Consider the following 13,541-nt stretch of genomic DNA (forward strand, 5'->3'; position numbering starts at 1 on the left):
ATAATAGTAGGTAATAATTTAAGTGCCGCAATATAATAATTAACCATTAATCAACATCATACTTTTAAATAATTTTCGCCGATGTAATTTTAACAATAAATTATATATCAAAACGCAAATTTATAATATTTATTATTTAAATCACACGAAATGGTTTATTTTTACTGATAAATAATAACTCACTATTAATCACGTTAAAAAAACGATGAGAAAAATACTTTTGGCTTATTTATGCCTGATTCCTTTTGTTTCTTTTGCTCAAATTAAAGGTGACGCAGTCATTGAATGGACAGATAAAAAAGAAATGTCCTATGGCGATTTCAAAGTCATTATCCCTCAATTTACAGGAAATAATTTTCATTATGATGCTTCCCAAAAGGCATTGCTTTATACCTTAAAAATAAAAGAGCCAATCTCTTTTAACGAAGGGAAAGTCACAATCACAAATGTAACTTACGAAACAATCACAACTTCACAACTTGGCGATTTGGCTTCCGAAAATATTCCTAAAACAATAAATGCATATCTAAATGTAAGCATTTCAAGAGACATCAGAGACGCTTTTATCAATCTTTCACCTATAATTAAGGACGATTTCGGTTTTAAACGCATAAAGTCTTTTTCCTATGAAGTAGACGCCAATACTGCCAGAATATCACAATCCAGCAAAAGCGCAAGCACAAATAGCATCATCAATTCTGTTTTAGCAACAGGCAACTGGTATCAATTTTATGTTGAAAAATCCGGTGTATATAAAATCACTAAAACTTTTTTACAACAATTAGGGTTAGACCCAAATACATTAGACCCGCGAAAAATAAAAATTTATGGTAATGGCGGACGAATGCTTCCGCTATCAAACAGTATTTTTTATCCAAACGACTTATCCGAAAACGCAATTCAAATCAATGGTGAAGCCGACGGAATTTTCAACAACGACGATTATATACTTTTTTATGCCGAAGGAGTTGACACTTGGAACCAGGAAAGCTTGACTTTTACTAATCTGTACGATACAAAGTCCTATTATTACATTACTATTCAAGGTGCCGATGGAAAAAGAATCGCTCCTATGGCTCAACCTTCCGGAAGCAGCACTTTAAACATCACTTCTTTTGACAATCAACAATACCACGAGGTAGACCTTATTAATGTAGCGCGATTAGGTCGCCAATGGTTTGGTGAATCATTTGAAGTCAAAGACGAACAGGAATTCGATTTTAATTTCCCTAATTTTGATCCTTCAACTCCTGTAAAAGTGTTATTAACAGCTGCTTCAGCTGCATTTACCCCAACTACTTTGAATGTGACTGCAAATGGAACTGCAGTTGGCACTATTTCTTTTCCTGCTTTAAACAATAATTCCGGAACTGAGTTTTATTTAGGTTCTTTACCAAACAACACTAGCTTTAATGGTGCCGAAAACATAAAAATAAAATTGAAATACAATAATAATGGTGTTCCGGGTTCCAAAGGCTTTCTGGACAACATAAGGCTTATCGCCAAGCGAAAACTGCAAGGCTACGGAAAACAGTTTCAATTTCAATACGATCAATCCAATTCAAGTTTTGGAATTGTGAATTACAGCCTTTCAAACACAACAGATATTCCACAAATTTGGGATGTCACCGATATTTATAATGTAACCACTATCGAAAACTCAAATCAGAGCACAATAAATTTTAAAGCAAACTTGGGAGAACTCAGAAAATATGTCGCTTTAGATGCTTCGGATTATTATACTCCTTTAAAAGATACCAAATCAAAAGTCACTAATCAAAACCTAAAAGGAACAGTATTAAAAAACGGACAAGGTCAATTTCAAGACATCGATTACGTGATTATCACACCCAATTTTTTAGCCGCACAAGCTGAAAAATTAGCCACTTTTCATCGCACCCAATCCAATTTAAATGTAAAAGTAATTTCATTAGAGTCCATCTATCAAGAATTTTCTTCGGGAAAGCAAGATGTTGCAGCAATCCGAAATTGCATTAAGTACATCTATGAAAATGCTTCGGCACCGGAGAAAAGAGTAAAGTTTGTCAATCTTTTTGGAGATGCCTCTTATGATTTTAAAAATAGAATCACAAACAACACTAATGTCGCGCCCATTTACCACGCCTTAAACAGTAGCACAACGGGTGAATCATCTTTTGCCTCAGATGATTTTTTTGGATTAATGGATGCTACAGAAGGAAATGTTGTTTCGTATTTTGGAGGAATCGATATTGCTGTGGGCAGAATGCTGGTGAATGATGCCAAACAAGCTGACGAAATGGTAAATAAAGTCATCGAATATCACGACTTGAAATCCTACGGAAGCTGGAGAAATAACTTCGCATTGGTTTCTGATGATTCAGATATAACATCCGATGCCAGTTTACAAAACAGACAAAACAGCCTTGCAAATACAATTGCTTCCGAAAAACCATTTCTAAATGTGACTAAAATTCTTTTAGATTCTTATGTCCAAGAAGCATCCGCAGGAGGTTCCAGATATCCAAAAGCAAGAACGGACTTCTTCAATGCTTTCGAAAAAGGGGCTTTGGTCTTTAATTATTTAGGACACGGTGGCGAAGATGGCTTATCAGGCGAACGCATTTGGGAAAAATCAGATGGACAGAACTTGAGCAATCAATACAAGTATCCTTTATTTATAACTATCACTTGTGAATTTTCCCGTTTTGACAATCCTTTAAGACCAACCGCTGGAGAATATACCTACTGGAATCCTAAAGGCGGAGCAATCGCAATGATTACTACCATTCGATCCATTGGACAATTCAGCGCAGAAAATTTCAACGACGCTCTGACAAAAAATTTATTGTCGTACAATTCGAACCAATATACTTCAATTGCAGAGGCGCTGCGAATTTCAAAAAACAGCAATCCAAATTCAGCCACCAATGTTGTTTTTTATATTGGCGATCCAGCATTGATGCTTGCAATTCCAAGACCAAAAATTAGATTAACTAAAGTAAATGACATTCCGGTCACCCAAACCATTGACGACTTCAAATCATTGGCAAAAATGAAACTGACAGGAGAAGTTACCGATGAAAACAATAACTTGTTGACGAATTATAACGGAGAAGTTTCTACAACTATTTTTGACAAAACAGTTTCAAGAACAACATATAACAATGACGGTAATAGTCCGCCTATTAATTTCAATGTTTTAGGCGAAACAATATTCAGAGGAAACGCATCAGTCACTAATGGCCAGTTTGAGTTTAGTTTTGTTGTACCTAGAGACATTAGAGTTCCATTGGCCAACGGAAGGATTAGTTTTTATTCCAAAAAAAATCAGTTATTACAGAACGAAACCGGGTATGATTCAACAATAAAAATAGGCGGAATAAATGAAAATGCAACCGCAGACAATATTAGTCCAAGAGTTAAGTTATATATGAATGACGAGACTTTTGTTTCTGGCGGAACAACTAATGAATCCCCATTTCTTGTTGCACTGCTTGAAGATGAAAACGGAATAAATACGGCAAGCGGAATAGGTCATGATATTGTTGCTATTCTTGATGGAGATGTAAGCAATCCCTTTGTACTGAATGATTATTATCAAACAACATTAGACGATTTTACAAGTGGAACTCTCCGGTTTCCGTTGCGCAATTTAGCTCCGGGATTACACACTATAACATTCAAAGCGTGGGATGTATACAACAACCCGATAACCGCTGAGATTCAGTTTATTGTTGTAGGTGATGAAACGATAACATTGACACATGTGTTGAATTATCCAAATCCGTTCGTTAATTATACTGAGTTTTGGTTTACACACAACAGACCATTTGAACCATTGGACGTTCAGGTTCAAGTAATGACAATAACAGGAAAAGTGGTTTGGACAAAAAATCAAATTATCACAACTGAAGGATTTTTATCAAAAGAAATCACTTGGGATGGCAAAGATGATTTTGGAGATAAAATAGGGAAAGGCGTTTATGTCTACAAACTAACCGTCAAATCAAGTCTAACAAATAAGAAAACTGAAAAATTTGAAAAACTTGTTATACTTTAATAAAATACTATATTTGTTTAATAAAACTTCCTACAATAATGAAAAAAATAACATTACTTTTTATCTTTTTATTTGTAATTTCTTTTACAAAAGCACAAGATAGAGTTATAAACCCGGGGGTTCCCTTTTTATTAGTTGCAGCCGACGCTAGAGCTGCAGGTATGGCAGACGTAGGAGTTGCAACATCAGCCGATGCTTTTTCACAACAATGGAATCCGGCCAAATATGCTTTTGCAACGGACCAAAAAGGATTTTCTATAAGCTACACACCTTACCTTACTGACCTGGTTAATGATATATCATTAGGACAATTGACCTATTATCAAAAATTAAATGAAAGAAGTGCCTTTGCAGGAAGCCTTCGTTACTTTGGTTTAGGTGAAATTGAATTACGCGAAACAGGTGATCCTAACGAAGCACCTAGAATAGTTTCTCCAAACGAGTTTGCTATTGATGGTTCTTATTCCTTAAAGCTAAGCGAGAAATTCTCTATGGCTATTGCGGGAAGGTTTATCAATTCAAATCTAAAAGTGGCTTCAGATAATAACGATGCATCATCTGCAAGTACATTTGCTGTTGATGTAGCCGGTTTTTACCAATCCGAAGAAATAGCGTACAACGAATTCAACGGAAGATGGAGAGCGGGATTTAATATCCAAAATTTAGGTCCAAAAATCAGTTATGACAACGATGACTTTAACAACAACTTCATACCTGCCAATTTAAAAATAGGAACTGGTTTTGATTTTATTTTAGACGACTATAATAAGGTTGCTGTCAATGTTGAATTTAACAAACTATTAGTTCCTACACCACAAGATCCAGATTTAAACGGTGACGGAACCGTAACAACTGAAGAAAGTAATCAAAACAACCAGAATTACCGCGCTATTGGTTGGACTTCCGGTGTTTTCGAATCATTTGGTGATGCTCCTGATGGATTTAGTGAGGAATTAAAAGAAGTTACTTACGCTGTAGGCGCCGAATATTTGTACCAAGATTCCTTTGCGATGCGTTTGGGATATTTTCACGAAAGTCCTTTAAAAGGTGCTCGTCAATTTTTCTCGCTTGGAGCAGGTTTCAAATACAATGTTGTCAAAGTAGATGTTTCTTATTTATTCTCGGCATCAAAAGTAAAAAACCCTTTAGAGAACACGCTTCGTTTTTCTCTTACCTTCAATTTTGGAGACAAATATGACGAATATTAAACATAAATAAAATCCACAAATAACAATCCAAATTTCAACACCATGAAGTTTGGATTTTTTTTCCTTAAAAAAGTATGAAAGAAATAACAATTACCACTCAATTCAAAGTATTCGATTCCATTCAAGATTTACCAAATGACATTCAGGAATTAATGACGCAAGCCGTTGAAGTCCGAAAAAATGCTTATGCTCCCTATTCAAAATTCAGAGTTGGAGTTGCAATTTTTTTAGACAACGGTAAAACTGTATTAGGTTCAAACCAAGAAAACGCAGCCTATCCTTCGGGACTGTGCGCGGAACGTGTCGCTATTTTTTATGCCGGAGCAGTGTATCCGGAAGCCAAAATTTTAAAAATGGCAATCACTGCTGCTTCTGACTCGAATCAAACTACAGCTCCGATTCCTCCTTGCGGATCTTGCAGACAATCTATCGCCGAATACGAAATCAAACAAGAGACCCCTATCGAAATCTATTTTATGGGAGAAATTGGCGCAATTTACAAATCAGAATCCCTGAAAAACTTGCTTCCATTTATGTTCGATAAAAAATTCTTGTAAAAATTCCAAAAATTGCCTATTAAATTTTAGTTCTTACTTGGAATGTCTTATTTTTGCATTTCGCAAATTTGTGGGAGGAAACTATTTTGCGTTATAGGTACAAATTGATAATACAATAACACTTTAGCAAAAGAAAAATTCAGATGAAAGAAGTTACAAAAGAAGTATATTTAAAGTGGTATGAAGATATGCTGCTTTGGAGAAAGTTTGAGGACAAACTTGCAGCATTATACATCCAACAAAAAGTTAGAGGATTTCTACATTTATACAATGGTCAAGAGGCCGTATTAGCTGGTGCATTGCACGCAATGGACTTGACAAAAGACAAAATGATTACTGCTTACAGAAATCACGTTCAGCCAATAGGTATGGGAGTTGATCCTAGACGCGTAATGGCAGAACTTTTAGGAAAAGTTACCGGAACTTCAAAAGGTATGGGTGGTTCTATGCACATCTTTTCAAAAGAGCACCGTTTTTATGGTGGGCACGGAATTGTAGGAGGACAAATTCCTGTAGGTGCAGGATTAGCTTTTGCAGACAAATATTTTGAAACTGGCGGTGTTACTATGACTTATTTTGGTGATGGTGCAGCACGTCAAGGATCTTTACACGAAGCTTTTAACATGGCTATGTTATGGAAACTTCCAGTAGTTTTCATTGTTGAAAACAATGGTTACGCTATGGGAACTTCTGTAGAAAGAACAGCCAATCATACTGATATCTGGAAATTAGGTTTAGGATACGAAATGCCTTGTGGACCAGTTGACGGAATGAACCCTGTAAAAGTTGCTGAAGCAATGACTGAAGCAATTGACAGAGCACGTCGTGGAGACGGACCAACTTTCTTAGAAATGAAAACATACCGTTATAGAGGTCACTCTATGTCGGATGCACAATTATACCGTTCGAAAGAAGAAGTAGAAGAGTACAAAAAAATTGATCCAATTACTCAAGTTTTAGATGTGATTAAAGATCAAAAATATGCTACAGAAGAAGAAATCGAAGCAATCGATCAAAGAGTAAAAGATTTAGTGGAAGAATGTGTAACATTTGCCGAAGAATCTGAATACCCTCCTATTGAACAGCTATACGATGTAGTATACGAACAAGAGAACTATCCATTTTTACCTCATAAACTATAAATCAATTATGGCAACAATAATTACAATGCCTCGTTTGAGCGATACGATGACGGAAGGAACGGTAGCGACTTGGCTAAAAAAAGTAGGTGATAAAGTAAGCGAAGGTGATATCCTTGCAGAAATTGAAACTGACAAAGCAACAATGGAATTTGAGTCTTTCAACGAAGGAACACTTTTACACATAGGAATCCCTGCAGGTGAAACTGCACCGGTTGACTCATTATTAGCAATTATAGGAAAAGAAGGCGAGGACATTTCGGCATTACTAGCAGGAAAACCAGCTGATGCAGCTCCAGCTAAAGAAGAAACAAAAGTTACTGAAGAAACAGCAACTACTCCTGAAGTTACAAAAGCTGCAGCACCTGCAACAGCTTCATTACCAAAAGGAGTTGTAGTTATCACGATGCCGCGTTTAAGCGACACCATGACAGAAGGAACAGTAGCTACTTGGTTGAAAAAAGTAGGTGATAAAGTAAGCGAAGGAGACATTCTTGCTGAAATCGAAACCGACAAAGCAACAATGGAATTCGAATCTTTCAATGAAGGAACTTTATTATACGTAGGAATCGAAGAAGGAAATACTGCACCAGTTGATAGTCTTTTGGCAATCATTGGACCTACAGGAACTGATATCAGCGGAATTGCTGAAAATTATAAAACTGGTGGAGCGCCACAAGCAGCTCCTGCAGTAGCAGAAGAAAAAGAAGTTGCTTCAACAGAAAAAGCTTCGGAACCACCAATCGTTCAAGAACCATCAACTGACGGTCAACGAATTTTAGCATCGCCATTGGCAAAGAAAATTGCAAGTGACAAAGGAATTCAATTGACTCAAGTAAAAGGTTCTGGTGAAAACGGACGTATTGTAAAAAGCGATATCGAAAACTTCACACCACAAACTAGCGCCGCTCCAGCACCGACAAGTGCTACCCCAGCGAAAGCAGAAACTGTAGCTGCTGCAAAACCATTTGTACCTGCAGGAGAAGTTATCACAGAAGAAATCAAAAATTCGCAAATGCGAAAAATCATTGCAAAACGTTTAGCAGAGTCTTTATTCACTGCGCCACATTTCAACTTAGTAATTGAGGTAACTATGGACGAAGCAATGAAATCAAGAGCTATCATTAACAGCGTTCCTGATACAAAAGTATCATTCAACGATATGGTAATAAAAGCGTGTGCATTAGCATTGAAAAAACATCCAAAAATAAATTCTCAATGGAGAGAAGATGCTATCATCATCAACCATCACGTGAATATTGGAGTTGCTGTAGCTGTTGAAGACGGATTAGTAGTTCCTGTATTACGTTTTACAGATGCTATGAGTTTATCTCAAATTGGCGGAAGCGTTAGAGATCTTGCAGGAAGAGCTAAAAACAAAAAATTATTGCCTACAGAAATGGAAGGAAGTACTTTTACAGTTTCTAATCTTGGAATGTTTGGTATTACAGAATTCAACTCTATCATCAATCAACCTAATTCTGCTATCCTATCCGTAGGAGCTATTGTAGAAAAACCGGTTGTGAAAAATGGTCAGATTGTTGTAGGAAACACAATGATGTTATCTTTAGCTTGCGACCACAGAACAATTGATGGTGCAACTGGAGCTCAATTTTTACAAACATTGAAACAATTTATAGAAAACCCAGTTACGATGCTTGCGTAATAACTCGGTTCTTAAAATACAAATCCCGTCTTGTTTTTAAAACTTGACGGGATTTTTTATTTATTCTTCTCCTCAATCCATCGAGACATATATTTGGTACTTTTTAAAGTATGATGTTGCAACATTGCCCCCATAAAATTGCTCAACCGATGTTGCTCAAAATTAGATCGTAAAAATTCTATTTTAGTACTAAAGTCAGTTTCGAACAAACCTTTAGAATATCGTTGATTGACAATCTCAATTCCGTTTTTTTGGGCTTTAACCCAAACTGTTTTGTCTAGATACAATTGTACTGCTCCATCGACAAAATCAGCTACATCATCCCTAATAAAGCCATTCCAAGGCAAATCCCCGTGCATGGATTCAGAACCAATAGTAGTCGTTACGCTTGGCGTTCCGCATTGCATCGCTTCCAATAACTTCCCTTTAATACCGGCTCCAAAACGCAAAGGAGCCAAAACAACTCGCGCTTCCTTAACTACGTCTTGAGCGTTGCTAGCTCGTCCCATAATTAAAAAACTATCTCTGACATTATTCAATTGTATTACTTTTTGTGAAGGATAAGCACCATAAACGTTCAAAACAGCTTCTGGCACTTGCTTTTTTATTAAAGGCCAAATCGTTTCTTTTAAATACTGAACGGCATTCCAATTGGGCTCATGAAGAAAATTTCCGATAAAAATAAAGTCTTTTCGATTTTCAAAAGAAGGCAGTTCCTCTATTTCAGAACTCAAGATTGGTTCCAATAGAAAAGGCAAATAATACAATAATGCTTTATCTATTTTGAATGTAGATTCTAATAATTCCATTTCAAACTCGGAAATCATCAAAGACAAATCACAACGTAAAATACTTGCAATTTCGCGTTTCGCAACCTCTTCTACAAATAAATCAGTTGTACTAAAAGAACGATTTTCCTTAAACGCTTTCTGGCGAGCCAATCGCAAACAATGTAAATCTTCAGTATCTAATATTCGCAACGCATCAGGGCAATTTTCAGCTACACGCCAACCAAATTGCTCCTCCATCATAAAACGATCAAACAAAACTACAGCTGGATTCAGTTCTTTTACAAAAATATCAAAACTGGAATTGTTCAGTTCGATTGATTTTTTATCCACCTCATATTCGCCTAAATCAACCATAAAATCACTGTTTTGCGCAGGACTGGCAAACGTAATGCTAAAACCTTGTGCTTTAAAAAGTGAAATCAGCTGCATCATCCTTCCTCCTGCTGCGGACGAATTTGGCTCCGGCCAAACAAAACCAATAATTAAAAGCTTTTGAACCTGATTCATATTATTATAAATTTCAATTGCAAAATAATGCTATTTTGTGTTCAATCCCGTCATTTGGACAAAAAATAGATTAGAAAACACTAATTTTGTTCTAAATAAATTTCAGTATCATGTTAGGATTAAAATTAGCCACAGACCCTCGTTGGGTAAATATAGTCGAATCGAATATAGAAGAAATCTTGACGGATCATGCTTGGTGTGAACAAAAGGCAGCATCAAATGCGATAAGTCTGGTTACTTATAACTCCGAATTGGAAGAATTAGTAACCGAGATGCTGATTATTGCAAAAGAAGAATTAGATCACTTGCAATTAGTTCATAATTTAATCAAAAGCAAAGGACTGACTTTAGGCAGAGAAAGGAAAGATCATTATGTAAATGAACTTTTTAAATTTATGAAAAAAGATGGCAGCCGAAAAGATGCTCTTTGTGATCGATTGTTATTTTCAGCTATGATTGAAGCCAGAAGTTGTGAGCGGTTTAAAGTTTTATCAGAAAACATAAAAGATGTCGAATTAGCCACTTTTTACAGAGACCTCATGATTTCCGAAGCGGGACACTATACCACTTTCTTGGGTTTCGCTCGAAAATATGCTGACAACATTGATGTAGACAAACGCTGGAAGGAATGGATTGAATTTGAAACTTCGATTATCACGAATTATGGTAAACAAGAAACGATTCACGGTTAATTAAAAAATATTATATTAAACAAAAAACAGGATGCTCTACGGCATCCTGTTTTTTAATATTTACTATTATAAGAAGCTTATTTCACAATCATGAACTCAGAACGTCTGTTTAAGGCATGTTCTTCTTCGGTACAATTTTCCTGACAATCCACTTTAAATTCTGATTCGCCAAAACCTTTTCCAGTTATTTTATCACCACTAATTCCTTTTGAAATAATGTATGCTACAGTAGCATTTGCTCTTCTCTCAGAAAGATCTAAGTTAAATTCATCAGTACCTCTAGAATCAGTATGTGCCTTAACATAAATTTTCAGTTTATCATTTTGAGACATTACATAAACCAATTTATCAAGTTCTGCAGCACCATTCTTAGTTATATTGCTTTTGTTGTATTCGAAATAAATAGGATTTAAAATAATTTCGGTTTCAGTAATTATAACTTCAATTGGATCAATTACTGCATCAACGGTAACTTTCCCTTCACTAATTTTAGCTACAGGAAAAGATTTTGAAACATAACCATCTTTAAAAACTTCTATAGTATATGGCTTCTGACATTCTACGTCATAAAGAACTTCTCCATTCATATTAGACATTTGAGTATCTAAAACTGTGTTAGTCGCATCTAAAATAACAACTTTAGAATTAGCTAATAACTCTCCAGTTTTGGCATTTTTTACCACACTAAGAATCTGCCCTTTACATACTGGAATAGAACTATAGATATGGTCTACACCACTACGATTACTGGATAAATAACCAATATTTTTTTCTTTATTAAATGTAAAAGCAAAATCATCTTTCTCCGTATTTACAGGTTTTCCAATGTTATATGGTTCCTCATCTTTATTTAAATCAACAGAAAAAACATCTAAGCTTCCAAAACCAGTCAAGCCGTTTGAAGAAAAATATAAAATAGCATCCTCTGTTACAAAAGGAAAATTCTCGTCACCAGCTGTATTAATTTTATTCCCTAGATTTTCTGGCACGCCATATGTTCCATCATTATTCACTGTTACTTTCCAAATATCAGTTCCTCCTACAGAACCAGACATATTAGAAGCAAAATAAAGAACCTTCCCATCTGCATCTATAGATGGATTCCCCATAGAATAACTTTTACTATTGAATGGCAGTGGAGTAATAGATCCCCATTTACCGTTTTCTTTAACAGCTTTGTAAAGATTCACTTGACCAAATTTCAGCTTGTGTGTTTTATCTTTCTCGAATAATTTATCTTTGAAACTTTCGCTTGAAAAATAAACAACATTACCGTCTTTGGTCATTGTAACAGGACCTTCATGAAACCTACTGTTTAATTCATCTACAGGAATTGGCTCTGAATAGCTTCCATCAGCATTATAAGTAGACTGATAAATGTCTAAATAAGGTTCGTTATTCCAACCGTATATTTTATTGCTTTCATTTCTGGCACTTGCAAAATAGAGTATATCTCCATAAAGACTTGCTCCAAAATCTGATCTTTGAGAATTAACTGAAATTTTATCTACAACAAAAAGTTTTTCTTTATTCAATAGCTCCGAAAGGTAATTTGGATTCTTATTGAATTGTTTAGCTCTCTGATCGTCTGGTACTAAAGCTGAAAATGTTTTCATTTGAGCATTAGACTCCGCGTATTTACCGTTAGATTTCAACATTTGAGCGTATCTATAATACGTTTCTGCATCTTGTTTTGTTTGTACAGCTTTGGCGTACCATTTTTCGGATTCTACGGTATTGTGCATATAATAATAACTATCACCAAGTTGTTTAGTCACATAAGCATCTGTATTTCCTTTTTCAACTAAAGCTAGATATCCTTCAACAGCTTCAACATAATCGTAGCTTTCAAATAATTTATCTGCATTTTTAGTCTCTTTATTTTGTGCGCAAAGTGAGAAACCTGCCAGCACAAAAAACAGTAAAAGTGTATTTTTTTTCATTAATTATAAAAATTAAATTTTAGAAAAATCTAGGAGAACGTGAAACTTTTTTCGATTCAAATAAATCATATAACAATATGAATTCATGTGATGATGGAGAAGTTACTTTCAAATCTGAAATAATATGATCGTAAGCATACCCAATTCTTAATTCAGGTGTGATAGCAAAATTGACCATTCCGCCAAAACTGTCTTCCAATCTATAAGTTGCTCCAATCTCAAATTTTTCTTGATATAAAAAATTGGCGGAAACATCTAAAGACGGAGATACATTAAACGCCGATTTTAACATTAACGAAGGCTTGAATTTCAATTCATAATTAAGATCAAAAACATAACCTGCGGTTAAAAAATAGTGAGACACATCTGAACCATATTCACGTCCATTATAATCTAAGTGCGCTGATTTAATCATATTTGGAATCGAAAAAGATACGTAATATTTGTCTGTGTAATAAAACAACCCTGATCCTAAATTAAATGATGTATCGTTGATATCTTCTCCAAAAATACCTTCATTAGGGTCTGGCAAACTGGATTGAATATCCCTGAGCCCTACTTTGTGAAAAGAGACTCCAGCTTTTAAACCAAATGCCAATCTTTGTGTGTCTCCTAATTTCAAAGTATAAGAGAAGTCTCCAAATACATTTTGCTCTGTTACCGGTCCAATCTTATCTGATATAAATGATAGACCAACACCTACATTCTTTCCCGCTGGAGTATGACCTGCGAAAGTAAATGAAGCTGGTGAATCTTCAATGTTTACCCATTGTTTTCTATATAAAAGACCAAAAGAAATACTCTCATTAGAACCTGCATAGGCTGGATTAATAACATTCATATTATACATGTACTGAGTATAATGTGGGTCTTGTTGCGCTTTTACATCCATATAGGCAATAAGAATTAAAAGAGACATCAATATTTTTTTGTTCATATCTATTTATTTTTCGGTTTATTGGTCTATTTAAAAATTTACAGACAAATAAATATATT

9 protein-coding genes are annotated in these 13,541 nt (G+C 35.2%); 6 read left to right on the forward strand and 3 right to left on the reverse strand.

From position 1 onward, the window contains the following. Positions 1-205 precede the first annotated feature (205 nt). The 5 genes from porU (at position 206) to Q1W72_RS06305 (ending at position 8,612) form a co-directional block, all read left to right on the forward strand. The gene (gene porU / locus Q1W72_RS06285; protein WP_302137661.1) at positions 206-4,042 is read left to right on the forward strand and encodes a type IX secretion system sortase PorU; all 3,837 of its coding nucleotides are present in this window, start codon (positions 206-208) and stop codon (positions 4,040-4,042) included. Positions 4,043-4,080: 38 nt separating this feature from the next. Beyond that, a complete protein-coding gene (gene porV, locus Q1W72_RS06290) occupies positions 4,081-5,250 on the forward strand; it encodes a type IX secretion system outer membrane channel protein PorV (protein WP_302137663.1) in 1,170 nt (389 codons plus the stop codon). A gap of 74 nt (positions 5,251-5,324) precedes the next feature. After that, complete coding sequence (gene cdd / locus Q1W72_RS06295; protein ID WP_302137665.1) at positions 5,325-5,807, forward strand: cytidine deaminase; 483 nt, start codon at positions 5,325-5,327, stop codon at positions 5,805-5,807. Between the two features lie 143 nt (positions 5,808-5,950). Beyond that, positions 5,951-6,949, forward strand: coding sequence for a pyruvate dehydrogenase (acetyl-transferring) E1 component subunit alpha (gene pdhA / locus Q1W72_RS06300; RefSeq protein ID WP_099713541.1), 999 nt, complete (start codon positions 5,951-5,953; stop codon positions 6,947-6,949). Positions 6,950-6,956: 7 nt separating this feature from the next. Then, positions 6,957-8,612: a pyruvate dehydrogenase complex dihydrolipoamide acetyltransferase gene (locus Q1W72_RS06305; protein WP_302137667.1), complete on the forward strand. Its 1,656-nt coding sequence runs from the start codon at positions 6,957-6,959 to the stop codon at positions 8,610-8,612. 56 nt (positions 8,613-8,668) lie between these two features. Here the strand turns inward: Q1W72_RS06305 and Q1W72_RS06310 are convergent, their stop codons facing one another. Further along, positions 8,669-9,910 carry a glycosyltransferase gene (locus Q1W72_RS06310; protein WP_302137669.1) on the reverse strand — a complete coding sequence of 414 codons (1,242 nt, stop codon included), beginning with the start codon at positions 9,908-9,910 and terminating at the stop codon, positions 8,669-8,671. Between the two features lie 110 nt (positions 9,911-10,020). Between Q1W72_RS06310 and Q1W72_RS06315 the strand changes: the two genes are divergently transcribed. Then, the gene (locus Q1W72_RS06315; protein ID WP_099713544.1) at positions 10,021-10,602 is read left to right on the forward strand and encodes a tRNA-(ms[2]io[6]A)-hydroxylase; all 582 of its coding nucleotides are present in this window, start codon (positions 10,021-10,023) and stop codon (positions 10,600-10,602) included. A 77-nt stretch (positions 10,603-10,679) separates the two neighbouring features. On the opposite strand, the gene Q1W72_RS06320 is transcribed toward Q1W72_RS06315, so the two are convergent. Together Q1W72_RS06320 and Q1W72_RS06325 are read right to left on the reverse strand one after the other, a co-directional pair. Further along, positions 10,680-12,545: an OmpA family protein gene (locus Q1W72_RS06320; RefSeq protein ID WP_099713545.1), complete on the reverse strand. Its 1,866-nt coding sequence runs from the start codon at positions 12,543-12,545 to the stop codon at positions 10,680-10,682. Positions 12,546-12,564: 19 nt separating this feature from the next. Continuing rightward, a complete protein-coding gene (locus tag Q1W72_RS06325) occupies positions 12,565-13,482 on the reverse strand; it encodes a type IX secretion system membrane protein PorP/SprF (protein WP_099713546.1) in 918 nt (305 codons plus the stop codon). Between the last annotated feature and the right edge of the window lie 59 nt (positions 13,483-13,541).

The organism is Flavobacterium sp. ZE23DGlu08 (assembly GCF_030505335.1).
Lineage (GTDB): Bacteria > Bacteroidota > Bacteroidia > Flavobacteriales > Flavobacteriaceae > Flavobacterium > Flavobacterium algoritolerans.